This is a genomic window from Mesorhizobium sp. M0960, assembly GCF_040319055.1.
GTDB lineage: Bacteria > Pseudomonadota > Alphaproteobacteria > Rhizobiales > Rhizobiaceae > Mesorhizobium.
On sequence record NZ_JAMYNN010000001.1, the window covers coordinates 533,164 to 549,713 of the forward strand.

Here is a 16,550-nt window from a genome sequence, read left to right on the forward strand (position 1 = left end):
ACCGCGTAGGAGGGCAGATTTTTCTCCGCCCTCTCGGTTATCGGGGCACACTAGCCTAAGGCGGGTGAAAATGTCACGAAGAATTTTGCCCGGAAACAGGCAATCTCGTGCTGCAGTGCACAATAGTACGGCAGGCGTTGCTTGCGAAACGCCCAGCAAGCCGTGTGCGGCAATTGCGGCGTCTGTGCAGCGCCTGGGCCGGGTTTCCATTCCGCCATGAAATGGCTATGAAGCCGGGGCAAGCAAGCCTGCGCTGCGCCGATTCCGGCGCCGCCATCCTCTCTCACGGACCAGTTCATGCGTTTGTCGCGCTATTTCCTGCCCATCCTCAAAGAAAATCCGCGCGAGGCCGAGATCGTCTCGCATCGGCTGATGCTGCGCGCCGGCATGATCCGCCAGCAGGGGCAAGGCAGCTTCTCCTGGCTGCCGCTCGGCAAGCGGGTACTGGACAAGGTCTGCCGGATCATTCGCGAGGAGCAGAATCGCGCCGGCGCGCTCGAAATCCTGATGCCGACCATCCAATCGGCCGAGCTGTGGCGCGAAAGCGGCCGCTACGAAGACTACGGCAAGGAGATGCTGCGCATCAAGGACCGGCAAGATCGCGACATGCTCTACGGCCCGACCAACGAGGAGATGGTCACCGAGATCTTCCGCTCCTACGTCAAGTCCTACAAGGACCTGCCGCTCAACCTCTATCATATCCAGTGGAAGTTTCGCGACGAGGTGCGCCCGCGCTTTGGCGTCATGCGTTCGCGCGAATTCCTAATGAAGGACGCCTATTCCTTCGACCTCGATTATGAAGGCGCCAAGGCCGCTTATAACCGTATGTTCGTGTCCTATCTCAGGACGTTCACGCGCATGGGGCTGCAGGCGATCCCGATGCGCGCCGACACCGGGCCGATCGGCGGCGACCTCAGCCATGAGTTCATCATCCTGGCCGACACCGGCGAGAGCCAGGTGTTTTGCCATCGCGACTATCTCTCGCTTGATGTACCAGGGGCGAATACCGACTTTTCGAATGACGCCGAGATTGCCGAGATCGTCAAGACATGGACGACGCCCTATGCCGCCACCGACGAAATGCATGACGAGGCGGCATGGGAAAAGCTCTCCGAAGCCGACAAGGTCTCGGCGCGCGGCATCGAGGTTGGCCATATCTTCCATTTCGGCGACAAATATTCCAAGCCGATGGGCGCCAAGGTGACCGGGCCGGACGGCAAGGATCATTTCGTCTCTGGCGGTTCCTACGGCATCGGTCCGTCGCGGCTGGTCGCGGCGATTATCGAGGCCAGCCATGACGATAACGGCATCATCTGGCCGGAAGCGGTGGCGCCGTTCGACATCGGCCTGATCAACATGAAGGCTGGCGATGCCGAATGCGACCGCGTCTGCGGTGAGATGCATGCCGCCTTTGCCGCCGCCGGCAAGGAGGTGCTCTACGATGACACCGACCAGCGGCCGGGAGGCAAGTTCGCTACCGCCGACCTGATCGGACTTCCGTGGCAGGTGATCGTGGGGCCGCGCGGCGTCGCAGCCGGCGAGGTCGAGATCAAGAACCGCAGGACCGGCGAGCGCGAGACGCTGCCGATCGGCGACGTGAAAAAGCGTTTCGGTGCCGCCGCATGAACGAAGCGGCAGCAGCCAAACCTTCGGGGGCAGGACCCTTTTCCGGCTTTGAGCGTATGGTTGCGTGGCGCTATCTGCGCTCGCGCCGCAAGGAGACGGTGATCTCGGTCATCGCCTCGATCTCCTTCCTCGGCATCATGCTGGGCGTTGCCACGCTGATCGTCGTCATGGCGGTCATGAACGGCTTTCGCGCCGAACTGCTGACGCGCATCCTCGGCGTCAACGGGCACCTGATCGTGCAGCCGCTCGACATGCCGCTGGAGGACTATGCCCAGGTCGCCGGCCGCATCAACGGCGTGCCCGGCGTCAAATACGCCATTCCGCTGATCGACGGGCAGGTGCTGGCGCAAGGCAATGTCGGCGGCGGCACCGGCGCGCTGGTGCGCGGCATACGCGGCGAGGACCTCGGCAAGATCACCATCGTCGCCAACAACATCAAGGAGGGCTCGATCGTCGGCTTCGACACCGGCGAGGGCGTCGCCATCGGCAGCCGCATGGCCGAGAATCTCGGCCTTGTGCTTGGCGATACGATCACGCTGATCTCGCCCGAGGGCGACGTCACGCCGCTCGGCACGACGCCGCGCATGAAGGGCTATCCGGTCACCGCGATCTTCGAGGTCGGCATGTCGGAATATGACAGCTCCATCGTTTACATGCCGTTCTCGGAAGCGCAGCTTTATTTCAACATGGACGGCCGGGCGCAGACGATCGAGATCTACACCGACAATCCCGACAATATCGACGCGCTGAAGCCGAAGGTCGAAGAGGCGGCGCAGCGGCCGATCAGCCTTGTCGATTGGCGGCAACGCAACAAGACGTTCTTCGACGCGCTGCAGGTCGAGCGCAACGTCATGTTCATGATCCTGACGCTGATCGTGCTGGTGGCGGCGCTCAACATCATTTCGGGCCTGATCATGCTGGTGAAGGACAAGGGCCACGACATCGCCATCCTGCGCACCATGGGAGCGACGCGCGGCGCGATCCTGCGCATCTTCCTGATGACAGGCGCTGCGATCGGCGTTGTCGGCACCATCGCCGGCGTGCTGCTCGGTATCTTGATCTGCCTCAACGTCGAGCGCATCCGCCAGTTCTTCTCCTGGCTGGCCGACGAGCGGCTGTTCAATCCCGAGCTTTATTTCCTAAGCCAGCTGCCGGCCCGCATGGATGCCAGCGAGACGATCTCGGTCGTTCTCATGGCTTTGGCGCTGTCGTTCCTGGCGACACTGTTTCCGGCGTGGCGGGCGGCCAGGCTCGATCCGGTCGAAGCGCTGAGGTACGAATGATGGCCGAGGCCATTATCGAGCTGAAGAGCGTCGAACGGCACTATGTGCAGGGGCCGCGCAAGCTGACCATCCTGAACGGCGCCGATTTTTCGCTTAAGCGTGGCGAGATGGTGGCGCTGGTGGCGCCGTCGGGCACCGGCAAGTCGACGCTGCTCCACACCGCCGGGCTGCTGGAGCGGCCGGACGCCGGCGACGTGATCCTGGCGGGGCGCGCCTGCGGCCGGCTTTCCGACGACGAGCGCACGGCGATCCGCCGCAACGATGTCGGCTTCGTCTACCAGTTCCATCATTTGCTGCCTGAATTCTCGGCGCTGGAAAACATCATGATGCCGCAGCTGATAAAAGGGCTGGCGCGCAAGGAGGCGGCCGAGCGGGCGGCGCAATTGCTCGACTACATGCAGATCGGCAAGCGGGCGCAGCATCGCCCTTCCGAGCTCTCCGGCGGCGAGCAGCAGCGCGTCGCCATTGCGCGCGCCGTCGCCAACGCACCGCTGGTGCTTTTGGCCGACGAGCCGACCGGCAACCTCGACCCGGTGACTGCTTCCTATGTGTTCGAGGCGCTGGCAGCGCTGGTCCGGCAATCCGGCCTGGCGGCGCTGATCGCCACCCATAATCACGAGCTTGCCTCGCGCATGGATCGCCGCGTGACGCTTGCCGACTGCAAGGTCGTCCCGATTTAGGGTGTGCTAAGACCGAGGTGATGCCGGCCTGCGAACTGGCGTGCGCCGTCCGCTATTTTTCGTGCGCGCTCTCGGCCCGAAACCGTCGGCAATCTGCCTCTCAACCCTTTCTTAACCCTGCCGAAATTGACCGCACGCAATTCCGGCCATGCCGGGATTGCGATCGTTGACATTCGAACAAAATTAGAACAAAATACGAACATACTAACAACAGGAGAGAGTTATGACCGATCTTGTTCAGGATGTCGTTTCGCTGGTGTGCATGAGCACGTTCCTCATTTCCATGGCAATCTGGATCGGCGCGATGTGAGGATGCGCTGAAAGACATGGCTCGAACGCTGACGACCCGTTCTTCGCGGAGGCGAGGGGCGCAGCGTAGGACTACGGTCTTCAGTGAGGTTCTGTCAGCCGACTTTGCGGGCCGCCTCGACCTGCAAAGGCGCTGCCGGGCCGAAGACATCTTCGAAGGCTGATTTCAGCGCCAGGTCGAGATCGGCCATTGTTACGGGAAGGCCGAGATCGATGAGGCTGGTGACGCCGTGATCCTGGACGCCGCACGGCACGATGCCGCTGAAATGGCCGAGATCCGGCTCGACATTGATGGCAATGCCGTGAAAGCTCACCCAGCGCCTCAGCCTGATGCCGATGGCAGCGATCTTGTCCTCGGCGACCGAGCCGTCGGGCAAAGCGGGGCGATCCGGCCGCACCACCCAGACGCCGACGCGGTCCTCGCGGCGTTCGCCGCGTACGTTGAAGGCGGCCAGCGTGCCGATGATCCATTGTTCGAGTGCCGCGACGAAGGCGCGGACATCCTCGCGCCGCCGCTTGAGGTCGAGCATGACATAGGCGACGCGCTGGCCCGGCCCATGATAGGTGTATTCGCCGCCGCGCCCGGCGGCAAAGACCGGGAAGCGGTCCGGCTCGATCAGGTCCTCGAAACGGGCGCTGGTGCCGGCGGTATAGAGCGGCGGATGCTCGACCAGCCAGACCATCTCGCCAGCCGCGCCGCTGCGGATTGCTTCGGCGCGCGCCTCCATCACGGCGAGCGCATCGGGATAGGCGGTGAGCCCGGGCTCAATGCGCCATTCGACCGGCGCCGAGCCGGGCGAGGGCAGGAACGACGTGGCGATCTGGCTGCGTTCTGTCATGATATCTCGTCTCGCCCCTCATATGGCGGCAATCGGTACAAACGTCCAGTTCCGGGCACGTTCGGCGCTTTGCAGAGTTAAGCCGATATCCGGCCGATTATTGCTGGCCGCGCACTTGTTTCACCGGAAACGATTTGCTACACGCCGCGGGCCGGTTCGTTCTGGCTCCTACCACGTGCGGTCGTGGCGGAATTGGTAGACGCGCAGCGTTGAGGTCGCTGTGGGGCAACCCGTGGAAGTTCGAGTCTTCTCGACCGCACCATTAAATTCGAAAGCGCCCCGTTGAGTTCGAGCACGGCAAAGAGCGTCTTTGTCAGGCGCGAGGCTTTTTTGCCTGCGATCGCGAGTTTGGCCGATGCGAAAACGCCATCGGCGCGTAGCCATATATGCGGTTTGCGTGGATAATTATTCGCGCACCAGGCGTCCGGTTGCCCACCAGATCACAGATACAGCAGCGATCGATACGTAGCCGTCCAGGGCATAGTGCCATCCAGTGTACACCGATCCGTACAGGATCAGGGCTGCAAACGCCCAACCCAGAGCGCCCAGCCAGAGATTGATCGAGGACAGCAAATAGGCGTTCAGTGCGGCAAAGGCGACATGCATGCTTGGCATGGCCGAGATGCCGCCGCCAAGGCTTGGCCGGCCACTCCGGTAAGCCATCAGGAGATATGCTGCGGGTTCCCGCACCATGTAACTATGGTCCAGTCTGTCCAAGGCGGCATTCAATCCGTGGAAGCGATCCACGCCAACAAACTGGTGGTAGTAAACCGGCCCGACCGATGCCAGCGCCAAAGCCAAGACAGTTCCGAGGATGCACAACGTCAGCGCTGCCGCGCTGAGATAGCGGATGCGCGCAATCTCGTCCGACCAGAGCGCCACGAAAAGGATGGTGCCGAACCACTGGTAGAACCAAATGACTTCATAGCTGTTGAAGACGACGAGCGACCACCCGTTGCTGTCGAGCTTATGGGCGATCTCCCACGGCGGCATCCCGTGCAACCATTCATCAGCGTCGGCTAACCAGTGGTCGGCATAGTATGGGACGACGGACGGGATGGCGATCTTGTAGGTGGAGAACGCGGTCAAGCTGGCAAAGAAGAACAGCAGCACCAACAGACAGCCGCGCCAGCGCCCTTGAACCAAATCCAGGGCGTAGCGAACCGGTTGCCGTCGGCCATGGATGAGCGCGGCACAACAGACGCCACCGATAAACAAGACCGGCATGCCAATAAGAAACTTGTGAGAATAGATTAGGGCTGATGTACGGAATACTTCTGGATATAGTGCAGATGCACCTAACACGTACATTGCCATAAACAAGGAGAGGCGCAATTGCCATATGGCTGAGGGCCTGTGGCGAGAGGCTTCCGTAGTTAGGGCCAAGCCAATTTACCCGTTCTTAATGTTTCGCCGGAGAGACATATACACCGATAAGGTAAAAACCTTGCCGTCAGGTTTACTTTTCCCCGGTGGTCGACACCTGCCGGCTCGCATGCGGTGGATTGATTCCCTGAGCAATCTTGCATCCGCATTGCTGTCCATGCCCCGCGCGAAGGAATTGCCCGGAGCCTCGGGGTCGAACCGGCCGGTGCTTAAACACGGGCCCGCCACTCCCTCGGTTGACCTATCATAAGTTTTAGCTTATCATAAGTCATGGTTTTTGATTACGCAGGAATGGTGGCCTTGGCCGATCCGACACGCCGCAAGGTGTTCGAGCTCATCGCCGATCGGCCGCGCTCGGTCATCGATCTGACGCGGGTGCTTCCGGTCTCGCAGCCGGCGGTATCGCAGCACCTCAAAGTGCTGAAGGAAGCCCGACTGGTCCGTGCCGAGCCCAAGGGCGCCAGCAATATCTATCATCTCGACCCGCATGGGCTCGGCGAGATGCGCGCCTGGCTCGATCGCATGTGGGGCGATGCGCTCGACGCCTTCAAACGGGAAGTCGACAACAGCAAGGAGAAGAGGAAATGACGACTATGATCAAGCCCGCACCGGTCAGGAAGTCGGTGACCGTGGAGGTGCCGCTCGACAAGGCATTCGATGTGTTCACGACAGGGTTCGGACGGTGGTGGCCGGCTTCGCACTCAATCGGCAAATCCGCCCTGACGACCGCGGTGATCGAACCGAAAGCCGGCGGCCGCTGGTACGAGATCGGCGAGGATGGGTCACAATGCGATTGGGGCGAGGTTCTCGCCTGGGATCCGCCGTCGAGGCTGACGCTCGCCTGGCGTATCGGGGCCGGCTGGCGCTACGATCCGGCATTGCTGACCGAGGTCGACATCCGCTTTGTCGCGCTCGGCGAGAATTCGACGCGGGTGGAACTCGAGCACCGGCTTCTGGAGAACATGGGCGAGACCGCAGAAGCAGCGCGCCAGGCCTTCGAATCGGAGCGTGGCTGGAGTGGTGTCCTTGGCGCCTACGCGGCTGAGGCCAAACGCTACGCTGCCTGATCGGCAGGCCTCTAAGCCCGATATCCAGCGAGGCCGTCGCAGCGTCGGCCTCGCCTCATTCCCGGTGCAGCATATGCCGTTCTGCCCGACCACCGGGACTAATGTTGTTGGGCGACCGATTCCCCGACCGGGGCACACCACACCTGGCGTTGTCGCGGACTACCCGGCGGTTGGTCGGCGGCGATGGCAGAGCTGGATTACCGGTGCTTCTCGACGAAAGCCTTGCAGGCGGGTGACAACTGCTCGATCATGCTCTGAAGGTCGCATTTGCCGATCGGTGTCATTGGGCAAAGCCGTTTGTAGTCAGGCTTGCATTCCTTGCCCTGAAAAGATTTGAAGGCCTTTGCATCGGCGGTAATCGGGTTCAAAAGTATTCCCGAACAAACCAACGCAAGGCTGGTGAACAGATACTTCGCCATAAACACCCTCCCTTTATTACCGGTAATTATAGAGATGCTAAATTAGAATTCTCTAATTATCAATCTTTAATTATCAATCTTGGGCAACCGGCAGCTCGCAAGGTCGTCTGCTATCCGTCCGTTGCGCACGGAGAGGCCGATGCTCAAGCCAATCGTGCCGCCGCTCCATCTTTGTGTTTGACCATGATCTTTTCGGAAAACCGGTTTCCACTTTTCAGGATCATGGTCTAGACCTGACAGGCACCTTATCCGGAAATCCGATGGCGGGAGGCGCTGGTGGAAGGCCAGGACGAACACATGACCGGCGCCAGGGCCGCTGAGGAGCGCCGCGCCGACATCTATGACGAGGACGGCGTCATCCTGTCGTCGTTTCTCACCCAGATCGGTGCCGCGATCGCCGATCGCGATACGCTGACGCTGAAGCGCGAAGTCGACGATCTGCACCAGTCGGAACTCGGCCACCTGCTCGAGGCGCTGCACCCGGAACAGCGCCGCGCCCTGGTCGAATTGCTGGGCAAGGATTTCGATTTTTCCGCGCTGACCGAGGTCGACGAGGCGATCAGGCGCGACATCGTCGACAATCTGCCCAATGCGCAGATCGCCCAGGCCGTGCAGGAGCTCGATTCCGACGATGCCGTCTACATCCTCGAGGACCTCGACCAGGAGGACCAGGACGAGATCCTGTCGCAACTGCCGTTCACCGAGCGGATCAGGCTGCGGCGCTCGCTCGACTATCCCGAAGAGACCGCCGGCCGCCGCATGCAGACGGAGTTCGTCGCGGTGCCGCCATTCTGGACGATCGGCCAGACCATCGACTACATGCGCGAGGACAACAACCTTCCCGACCGTTTCAGCCAGATCTTCGTCATCGATCCGAGCTTCAAGCTGCTCGGCGCCATCGACCTCGACCAGATCCTGCGCACCAAGCGCTCGGTCAAGGTCGAAGAGGTCATGCATGAGACCAGGCATGCCATCCCGGCCACCATGGACCAGGAGGAGGCGGCACGCGAATTCGAACAATACGATCTTCTGTCCGCTGCCGTCGTCGACGAGAACGAGCGGCTGGTCGGCGTGCTGACCATCGACGACGTCGTCGACGTCATCCAGCAGGAGGCCGAGGAAGATCTGCTGCGCATGGGCGGCGTCGGCGACGAAGAACTCTCGGACAGCATCCTTTCGACTTCGCGCTCGCGTGTGCCGTGGCTGCTGGTCAACCTTTTGACGGCCTTCCTCGCGGCTTCGGTGATCGGCCTGTTCGACCGCACCATCGAGCATATCGTGGCGCTGGCGGTGCTGATGCCGATCGTCGCCGGCATGGGCGGCAATGCCGGCTCGCAGACCATGACCGTCACCGTGCGGGCGCTGGCGACGAGGGACCTCGATATCTACAATGCCGGCCGCATCATCCGCCGCGAAATCGGGGTGGGCTTCATCAACGGCATCATCTTCGCCATCCTGATCGGCATCGTCGCGGCTGCCTGGTTCCACGATCGCAATCTCGGCGGCATCATCGCGGCGGCGATGATCATCAACATGTTCGTGGCGGCTCTGGCGGGCATCCTGATCCCGCTGCTGCTCGACCGCTTCAAGATCGATCCGGCTGTGGCTTCGGCGGTTTTCGTCACTACGGTCACCGATGTCGTCGGTTTCTTTGCCTTTCTCGGGCTTGCCACATGGTGGTTCGGCGTAGGCTGAACGGCACCTCAATTGACTTTTACGTAAATGCCGTGCGAGGCTTTGGAAGGTGCCTTGTCCGCCGATTCTGGTACGCGCCTGGATGCCGGCGGCGCCGGCCAGTTGGAACTCGCGGCGTGGCCGGGGCATTGGAGTGGCGATGCGGGAATATTATTCGATCACGGAGCTGACCCGCGAATTCGACGTGTCGACGCGGACGTTGCGCTTCTACGAGGACGAAGGGCTGGTGCAGCCGGTAAGGCGCGGCCGCACCCGGCTGTTCCGTCCGTCGGACCGGCATCTCATCCGCCAGATCATGCGCGGCAAGAGGCTCGGCTTCTCGATCAACGAGATCCGCGAAATCATCCAGATGTACAGGGAGCCGCCCGGCGAGGTCGGCCAACTCAAGCTGATGATCAAGCGCATCGAGGAAAAGCGCGAGGATCTTCGCCAGAAACGCCGCGACCTCGAGGAGACCCTGGCCGAGCTCGACCAGGCCGAGGAATCCTGCGTCGAGCGGCTGGTTGAACTCGGCGTCACCACGTAAGCGCGGTGTCAGCCCCGGCTCAAATCCAGCGCCGCACCCTTTTGGCGTAGTCCCGGTACTTCTTGCCGAATTTGGCCGTCAGCACCTTCTCCTCGCTCTCGATCGTCAGCTTCTGCGTCAGGAACGCCGCGATGACCGCGAGCGGCAGGAACCAGGCGATCCCCGAGACAAAGGCGAGGCTGACCAGCAGCAATGTGTTGGCGAGGTAGATCGGGTTGCGGCTGACGGCGAAGGGTCCGGTGGTCACCAGATGGTCCGGCACGCCGTTGGGGTTGAGCGTCGTTTTGGCGCGGATCATGGTGCGGATCGCGGTGAACCAGAGCGCGGCGACCGCCACCAACCCCACAAGGCCGGCGGCGAACAGGATGTCGCCGAGAAGATCGCCGATCCACGGCAGTGGATAGAAAAACCCTAGCGCGACGCTGACGATGATGGCGGCGACATAGATCAGCGGCGGCCATGGGATGTGCCCCAGCTTCGGCTGCCCAGGATTTTGCTGCACGGGTTTCGGGTGACTGTCGGTCATTGTTGTCCTCCCTCGATTAGCGCGTTCTCGGTTCCGCCGTCTCGGTTTGGGCGGTGCAGGTGCCGGCGAGCTCGCCAATATGCGCCTTCCACTCCGGGGACTGGTCGTTGCTGTAGAGCCGGTCAAGCGAGGCTTCGCCCTGGAGAGTGTCCAGCATGCAGGCACAATAGCTGGAGCAGAACTCGGTGTCGCGCGCCTGCTCGCAGGATATTTGGCAGGATTTCAGAAAGTTCACCTCCCTGCTTTCGACCCGCGCCGGCATGAATTGCGAAAACAGCCAGACCGAGCCGATCAGCAGCGGCTGATGGATCAGATAAAAGGCAAGGCTGTGCCGGCCGATGAAGACCAGCGGGTTTGCCCAGCGGCCTGGCGTCATGGCCGACAGCCGGGTCAGCACGCCGGAGGTGGCGGCGAGTTTGGTAACCGCGATGCCGGCAAGCACGGCGCCGAACCAGGGCAGCAGCGGAACATAGTCGTTGGAGTGCGGATTGGTCGCCGATAGACCGACCCACCACAAAGCCGGATGATCGAAGGCCTCGGATCTGAGGTAGAAGGGCGCCGCGATGACAAACGCCGCGACAAGCAGTGTCAGCAGCGCCGGCAGCCGCAGGAACGCCAGGCCGAGCAGGCTGGCGAGCGCGATCTCGTGCAATATGCCGAAAAAAACGAAGCCGTCGGGCGTGGCGATTCGGGTGACCAGCGATATTGCGAGAGCCGCCCCGGCAACCATGGCGAAGCGCTTCCAGAAGCCTGTCCAGCGGATTTTCTTGCCATGGGCGAGATAGAGGCTGACGCCGACCAGGAACAGGAAGCTCGAGGCGATGCAGCGCGCGTAGATTTTCCACCAGCCGAAGGCGGTGAGGCCGGGATCGGTGTAGCCGAAAAATTCGAGATCCCAGGTGAAATGATAGCTCGCCATGGCAAGCAAAGCGATGCCGCGTGCGATGTCGATGGCGGCGATGCGCTTCGCCTTCGGTTGATCCTGAACGGCGGTGGTCGGCGTGGCGATGCTCATCGGTCTCGCTGTCTTGGTTCAGCCCCGGCAAGACGACTATCACGGTTGCCACCGTCAAAAGAAGCAGTCCTCGCGTCGCGTTGGCGCGGGTCAGCATTAGAACTCGCTTTAGGCCAGAGCCGGAAAGCCTTTGGCCGGCTTCGCTTTTTGCCGTGAAGGCGTCGGTTTCCTGTTACCCGGCCAGGAATCGCCGCGGCAGATTTGTGCTCCAAACCCTGCTTTGGGCGATTCTGCTTCGGGGAAAGCAATGGCTACCCATGTGCGCCATCCTATCTGGCTTGCGGCCTTGCGGCCGGCGGATGCACGCACCTTCGCCTCGCTTTATGCGGTCGAATCGTTCGCGCGCGCCACCGTCTCCAGCGTCATCCCGATCCAGGCCTATGAGATCCTGCACAACGAGCAGATCGTCTCGATCCTCTACACGGTCGTGGCAATGCTCGGCCTCTCGGCGACGCTGTTCATGCCGATGTTGATCCGGCGCTTTGCCCGGCGCTGGGTCTATACCGCCGGTGCCTGCCTGCTGGCCGTCGGCTCGCTGTTCTTCGTCACTCATACGCTTGCTGGCCAAACGGTCGGCATGCTCTGCCGCGTCATCGGCGCCAGCGCGCTGGCGATCACGCTCAACCTCTACATCATGGACCACATCCGCAAGACCGATTTCATGCAGGCCGAGTCGCTGCGCATGGCGTGGTCGATGCTTGCCTGGACCGCCGGGCCGACGCTCGGCATTTTCCTCTACACGCGTTTCGGCATCTATGCCGCGCATAGCGCGGTGGCCGTCTTCGCCATGGCCCTGCTGGCGCTGTTCTGGACCTACCGGCTTGGCGACAACCCGTCGATCCGCCCGGGCAAGACGCGGCCGGTCAATCCGCTGGCCAATATCGGCCGCTTCGTCGCGCAGCCAAGGCTGAGGCTGGCCTGGCTGATCGCCTTCGGCCGTTCCTGCTTCTGGACGACGTTCTTTGTCTATGGGCCGCTGTTCATGGTGATCACCGGCGAGGGCGAGCTCGCCGGTGGCCTCTTGGTTTCGGCCGGCAATGCGCTTTTGTTCATGGCCATCTTCTGGGGCAGGGCGGGAAAGCGTTTCGGCGGCCGGCGCACCATGACGTTTGCCTATTTCGCCATGTCGGCGACGCTGCTGGCGGCCGGCGCCGTCGGCGAGGCCGCGCCGCTCGTCACCGGCGCGTTGCTGCTTTGCGGTGCCTTCTTCACCATCGCGCTCGATGCGCTGGGCTCGACCGCGTTCATGCGCTCGGTGCGCTCGTATGAGCGGGCGCAGATGGCGGCGGTCTACCGCACCTATCTCGACTTTTCCGAGCTGACGCCGCCGCTGGTCTATTCAGTGGTGCTGGCGTTCTTCGGCCTGGGCGCGGTTTTCGCGACGCTCGGCCTGCTGGCGGCGGTCTGCGGCTTCGTCACTTGGCGCTATCTGCCCAAATCGCTTTGATGTTCAAGCGCCGCATGCCGCTCGCGCACCCAGTTGTGGAAGCGGTGCAAATCATATTCCTCGGGCATCAGCACGCCGGCCTTATGGCGCATCGAGCGCAGGCCCTTCTGGTTGACCTCGCAGATATCAGCGTCTTCCTCCAGCACCTGGGTACCGAAGGCGACGATGTTGTCGATATCCGCAGCCGGATCGACGAGCGCTTCGGGCGAAAAAAGCCATTCGGCGGTGAGTTCGGTCTGCTCCGGCCCAAGCGGCACCAGCCGCACGGTCCTGACATAGTCGACATGGCCGACGACGAACATCGACGGCAAGTTGGTGGCATAGGTCTGCCCGGCAGCACGCTCGGCCGGCGTCAGGCTCGAAAAGACCGAGCCGTGGACGCGCCCGTCGCGCGACCAGGTTTCGGCCCCGGCCCGCAAGCCGCCGGCAAATTCCGGCGCGTCATTGTCGGCGTGGCGCGCCCATTCGGGGTCGTCGTGCCGGCCCATCAGGCCGCGGCCATAGATCGGCACCAGCCGCGACAGGTCCTTGTGGACGCCAGGGCAGTGCAGGCACTCGTTGAAGTTCTCCCAAAATATCTTCCAGTTGCAGTTCATAACCTTGCGCAGCACATGGCCGCTCAGCAGCGTTTCCAGCGGCCAGTTGGCGAGGTTGCCGGATGCCGGATCGAAGGATGTTTCAGCCGAACCGGCAGCGTCTTCCGCGAGGTTGACGAAAACGAAACCGCTCCACACCGACAGTGCTACGCGGTAGAGCGGATGATCGGCCTTGTCGAAACCGTCCGGCAGCGATTTCGATGGCACGCGCACCAGATCGCCGCGCAGCGAATAGGACCAGGCGTGGTAGGGGCAGGTGATGAGCCGCGCCTTCAGCCGTCCTTCGCTCTGCTGGCAAAGCTGCGAGCCGCGATGCCGGCAGGTGTTGTGGAAGGCGCGCAATTCGCCGGTCTCGTCGCGCAGCACGACGATCTCCTGCGTGCCTATGCGAAACGTCCTGAATGCCAGCGGCTGGGCAAGGTCGGCCTCGCGGCAGACCAGCAGCCAGTTGCGATACCAGATGGCCTCGAGATCGCGCTGATAGCCTGCGATGTCCCAATAGGCCGATGACGGCAGCGTCGGCTCGGCCCGCGTCAGGCCGTTATAGGGACCGCGCTCATTCGGGCTGGGTTGCATGCCGGCTTCCTCCCCATCCGCCAGCCGACACCCGGCTGTGAGAATTGTCAATTGCGGCGCCGGCCGGCGAGCTTGGCGAGGCGGCGCATTCGCCACACGATCCGGCGGAATTTGGTTTGCCGGGCGCGGCGATTCTGCCTATAGTCGCTGATGTCGTCGGTTCCGTTTGGAACCAAGAGGGAATGCGGTGCGGGCGAAATTCTTGCCCAATGCCGTGGCTGCCCCCGCAACTGTGTGCGGTAGTCCTCTCCATATGCCACTGAAGATTTTCTTCGGGAAGGTGGGGAAGGGCGCTGATCCGCGAGCCAGGAGACCTGCCGGCGACAGGAAACTGACTTCTATGCCCTCGGGTGGAGGGCGAAAGGACAAGACATGAATACCGCTTCCGTCTCGCTCGGCGCTTCCGTCTCCTCGCAGTCGCGTTTCATGCAGCTGGCGCTTGCTGCATTCCTCGGCATTTTCGTCATGGGCTTTGTCGGCTTCTCGCACATCGATGCGGTCCACAATGCCGCCCACGACTATCGCCACTCGATGGGCTTTCCCTGCCACTGACAAGGGGCTGACATCATGACACTGTTTCGCAACGTCGTGTTCATCGCGGCGATCGCAGGGCTCGTGGCCGGCGTCGTTCTCGCCTGCATGCAGGCCTATGCCACGGTGCCGCTGATCCTGAAGGCGGAAGTCTACGAACAGGCCGGCGGCGGCCATGACCATGCCGCGGCACCTGCGGCACCGGTCGAAAACGCCGGGGGCACGATGGCTATAAGCAGCGCCGCGCCGGCACCGGCTGAAGCAATGGCTCCGGCGGAGGACGAAGGCTGGGCGCCGGCCGACGGTTTCGAACGCTTTGCCTTCAGCGTCGTTGCCAATATCGTCACCGGCATCGGCTTCGCGTTGGTCCTGGTTGCGGTTTCGGAGTTCGCCGGCGGCATCGGCAATTGGCGCCAGGGCCTGTTCTGGGGGCTTGCCGGCTTTGCCGTGTTCACGCTGGCGCCGGGCCTCGGCCTGCCGCCGGAATTGCCGGCAATGCCGGCGGCCGACCTTGTCCAACGCCAGATCTGGTGGTGGGCAACGGTGGTGGCGACCGCCGCCGGTCTCGGCCTGCTCGCCTTCCGCAGATCGCTGCCGCTGGCGGTCCTTGCCGTGGCGTTGATGGTGGCGCCGCATATTGTCGGCGCGCCGCAGCCCGACAGCTTCGAGACGACAATCCCGGAAGGCCTGCATCATCAGTTCGTGGTGGCGGTGACGCTGACCAATCTGGTGTTCTGGCTGGTGCTCGGCGCGGTCGTCGGCGTGGTGCGCGGCCGCTTCACCGGCACGGCGACCAGCCTGCGCGACAGCTTTGCCTGACCGCGCTGCCGGGGCGCTGACCCTGATCATCGGCGGTGCGCGCTCCGGCAAGAGCGTGCATGCCGAGAGGCTGGTGAGTGCCTGTCCGGCGCCATGGAGCTATATCGCGACGGCGCAAGCCTATGACGAGGAGATGCGCGAACGGATCGCGCTGCACCGCTCGCGCCGCAGCGCCGGCTGGACGACCATCGAGGCGCCGCTCGACCTTGCCGGCGCGATCGAGGCACTGCCTGACGGCCAGCCGGTGCTGATCGATTGCCTGACGCTGTGGCTGACCAACCATATGCTGGCCGAACATGATGTCGAGGCCGAATGCCGAAGGCTGGCAGATGTGCTGTCGCGGCCGCGTGGACCCTGGTTCGTGGTGTCCAACGAGGTCGGCCAGGGCATCGTGCCGGAGAATGCGCTGGCAAGACGGTTTCGCGACGCGGCCGGCCGGTTGAACCAGGACGTTGCCGCCGTCGCTGACACCGTGCTTTTGATGGTGGCGGGGCTGCCGCTCAGGGTGAAATGACATGGCTGATACCGACCACATCGATCCCAAGGACGAGGAACGCCACCGCGCGAAGATGGCCAAGCGCAAGGCGGTGCAGGACGCCGAGGTTGCAGCCAAGACGGTCGAGAAAGGGCTGTTGATCGTCAACACCGGTCCGGGCAAGGGCAAGACCACGGCCGCCTTCGGGCTGGCGCTCAGAATGCTCGGCTACGGCAAGCGCGTCGGCGTCGTCCAGTTCATCAAAGGCAAATGGCACACCGGCGAGAAGGATGCTTTTGCCTGCTTCGGCGACCGCGTCGTCTGGCACGCCATGGGCGAGGGCTTTACCTGGGAAACGCAGGACCTGAAGCGCGACATCGCGGCCGCTGAGGCCGCCTGGGCCAAGGCGCTCGAGCTGATGGCCGAGCCGTCGATCAGCCTCGTGGTGCTCGACGAACTCAACATCGCGTTGCGCTACGATTATCTCGACCTCGAAAAGGTGGTCGCAGCGCTGAAGGCGCGTCGCGAGGGCCTGCATGTCGTCGTCACCGGCCGCAATGCCAAGCCGGTATTGGTCGAGGCAGCCGATCTGGTCACCGAGATGGGAGTGACCAAGCACCACTTCTCCGCCGGCGTGAAGGCGCAGCAAGGGATAGAGTTCTGAGGGGTTTGGCGATCGGGGAAGGGCGTTTCGGAGCAGGCGGCGCCGGCGAAGCTGCCGATCTCCCCCCTTAT

Annotated in this window: 18 protein-coding genes, 1 tRNA gene and 1 riboswitch; of the genes, 13 read left to right on the forward strand and 6 right to left on the reverse strand. The window is 62.8% G+C overall.

From position 1 onward, the window contains the following. Positions 1-297: 297 nt before the first annotated feature. The 3 genes from proS to NKH63_RS02735 are packed head-to-tail and all read left to right on the forward strand — an operon-like array spanning position 298 to position 3,589. Complete coding sequence (gene proS, locus NKH63_RS02725) at positions 298-1,626, forward strand: proline--tRNA ligase (protein WP_352483058.1); 1,329 nt, start codon at positions 298-300, stop codon at positions 1,624-1,626. Then, on the forward strand, positions 1,623-2,909 hold the full coding sequence (locus NKH63_RS02730) for a lipoprotein-releasing ABC transporter permease subunit (RefSeq protein ID WP_352483059.1): 1,287 nt from the start codon (positions 1,623-1,625) through the stop codon (positions 2,907-2,909). Before proS ends, NKH63_RS02730 begins: the two co-directional genes overlap by 4 nt. Next, positions 2,906-3,589 (forward strand): ABC transporter ATP-binding protein, encoded by a 684-nt coding sequence (locus NKH63_RS02735; protein WP_352917628.1) that lies wholly within the window; start codon positions 2,906-2,908, stop codon positions 3,587-3,589. Before NKH63_RS02730 ends, NKH63_RS02735 begins: the two co-directional genes overlap by 4 nt. 404 nt (positions 3,590-3,993) lie before the next feature. Here NKH63_RS02735 and lipB read toward each other — a convergent pair whose 3' ends face one another. After that, complete coding sequence (lipB, locus tag NKH63_RS02740) at positions 3,994-4,737, reverse strand: lipoyl(octanoyl) transferase LipB (protein WP_352483062.1); 744 nt, start codon at positions 4,735-4,737, stop codon at positions 3,994-3,996. 177 nt (positions 4,738-4,914) lie between these two features. Here lipB and NKH63_RS02745 point away from each other — a divergent pair. Continuing rightward, positions 4,915-4,999: transfer RNA gene (locus NKH63_RS02745), tRNA-Leu, on the forward strand. A gap of 143 nt (positions 5,000-5,142) precedes the next feature. Here the strand turns inward: NKH63_RS02745 and NKH63_RS02750 are convergent. Beyond that, entirely contained in the window at positions 5,143-5,964 is an 822-nt protein-coding gene (locus NKH63_RS02750) for a phosphatase PAP2 family protein (RefSeq protein ID WP_352483063.1), read from the reverse strand. A gap of 429 nt (positions 5,965-6,393) precedes the next feature. Between NKH63_RS02750 and NKH63_RS02755 the strand changes: the two genes are divergently transcribed. Together NKH63_RS02755 and NKH63_RS02760 are read left to right on the forward strand one after the other, a co-directional pair. After that, positions 6,394-6,711 (forward strand): ArsR/SmtB family transcription factor, encoded by a 318-nt coding sequence (locus NKH63_RS02755; RefSeq protein WP_352917629.1) that lies wholly within the window; start codon positions 6,394-6,396, stop codon positions 6,709-6,711. Further along, positions 6,708-7,190, forward strand: coding sequence for an SRPBCC family protein (locus NKH63_RS02760; protein ID WP_352483064.1), 483 nt, complete (start codon positions 6,708-6,710; stop codon positions 7,188-7,190). The genes NKH63_RS02755 and NKH63_RS02760 overlap by 4 nt, the downstream gene beginning before the upstream one ends. Positions 7,191-7,387: 197 nt before the next feature. Here the strand turns inward: NKH63_RS02760 and NKH63_RS02765 are convergent, their stop codons facing one another. Next, positions 7,388-7,609, reverse strand: a complete 222-nt coding sequence (locus NKH63_RS02765; RefSeq protein WP_352483065.1) for a hypothetical protein — start codon at positions 7,607-7,609, stop codon at positions 7,388-7,390. Positions 7,610-7,885: 276 nt separating this feature from the next. Here NKH63_RS02765 and mgtE point away from each other — a divergent pair, with 276 nt between their 5' ends. Together mgtE and NKH63_RS02775 are read left to right on the forward strand one after the other, a co-directional pair. Beyond that, positions 7,886-9,304 (forward strand): magnesium transporter, encoded by a 1,419-nt coding sequence (gene mgtE, locus NKH63_RS02770; RefSeq protein WP_023720724.1) that lies wholly within the window; start codon positions 7,886-7,888, stop codon positions 9,302-9,304. Positions 9,305-9,443: 139 nt separating this feature from the next. Next, the gene (locus NKH63_RS02775; protein WP_023676566.1) at positions 9,444-9,830 is read left to right on the forward strand and encodes a MerR family transcriptional regulator; all 387 of its coding nucleotides are present in this window, start codon (positions 9,444-9,446) and stop codon (positions 9,828-9,830) included. A 19-nt stretch (positions 9,831-9,849) separates the two neighbouring features. On the opposite strand, the gene NKH63_RS02780 is transcribed toward NKH63_RS02775, so the two are convergent. Beyond that, positions 9,850-10,356 (reverse strand): methyltransferase family protein, encoded by a 507-nt coding sequence (locus tag NKH63_RS02780; RefSeq protein WP_352483066.1) that lies wholly within the window; start codon positions 10,354-10,356, stop codon positions 9,850-9,852. A gap of 16 nt (positions 10,357-10,372) precedes the next feature. Continuing rightward, the gene (locus tag NKH63_RS02785) at positions 10,373-11,371 is read right to left on the reverse strand and encodes a heparan-alpha-glucosaminide N-acetyltransferase (RefSeq protein WP_352483067.1); all 999 of its coding nucleotides are present in this window, start codon (positions 11,369-11,371) and stop codon (positions 10,373-10,375) included. Positions 11,372-11,618: 247 nt separating this feature from the next. Here NKH63_RS02785 and NKH63_RS02790 point away from each other — a divergent pair, with 247 nt between their 5' ends. Next, entirely contained in the window at positions 11,619-12,818 is a 1,200-nt protein-coding gene (locus tag NKH63_RS02790) for an MFS transporter (protein WP_023720721.1), read from the forward strand. On the opposite strand, the gene NKH63_RS02795 is transcribed toward NKH63_RS02790, so the two are convergent. Beyond that, positions 12,797-13,990 carry an aromatic ring-hydroxylating oxygenase subunit alpha gene (locus NKH63_RS02795; RefSeq protein ID WP_352483068.1) on the reverse strand — a complete coding sequence of 398 codons (1,194 nt, stop codon included), beginning with the start codon at positions 13,988-13,990 and terminating at the stop codon, positions 12,797-12,799. The two genes, NKH63_RS02790 and NKH63_RS02795, sit on opposite strands and share 22 nt — an antisense overlap. A gap of 140 nt (positions 13,991-14,130) precedes the next feature. Next, positions 14,131-14,326, forward strand: a riboswitch (cobalamin riboswitch). Positions 14,327-14,362: 36 nt separating this feature from the next. Between NKH63_RS02795 and NKH63_RS02800 the strand changes: the two genes are divergently transcribed. The 4 genes from NKH63_RS02800 to cobO are packed head-to-tail and all read left to right on the forward strand — an operon-like array spanning position 14,363 to position 16,479. Next, on the forward strand, positions 14,363-14,542 hold the full coding sequence (locus NKH63_RS02800) for a CbtB domain-containing protein (RefSeq protein ID WP_023720718.1): 180 nt from the start codon (positions 14,363-14,365) through the stop codon (positions 14,540-14,542). A 15-nt stretch (positions 14,543-14,557) separates the two neighbouring features. Further along, entirely contained in the window at positions 14,558-15,340 is a 783-nt protein-coding gene (locus NKH63_RS02805; RefSeq protein WP_023720717.1) for a CbtA family protein, read from the forward strand. Continuing rightward, positions 15,333-15,854 (forward strand): bifunctional adenosylcobinamide kinase/adenosylcobinamide-phosphate guanylyltransferase, encoded by a 522-nt coding sequence (gene cobU / locus NKH63_RS02810; protein ID WP_352483069.1) that lies wholly within the window; start codon positions 15,333-15,335, stop codon positions 15,852-15,854. The genes NKH63_RS02805 and cobU overlap by 8 nt, the downstream gene beginning before the upstream one ends. Before the next feature lies 1 nt (position 15,855). Beyond that, positions 15,856-16,479 carry a cob(I)yrinic acid a,c-diamide adenosyltransferase gene (gene cobO / locus NKH63_RS02815; RefSeq protein ID WP_352483070.1) on the forward strand — a complete coding sequence of 208 codons (624 nt, stop codon included), beginning with the start codon at positions 15,856-15,858 and terminating at the stop codon, positions 16,477-16,479. The last annotated feature ends 71 nt before the right edge of the window (positions 16,480-16,550 follow it).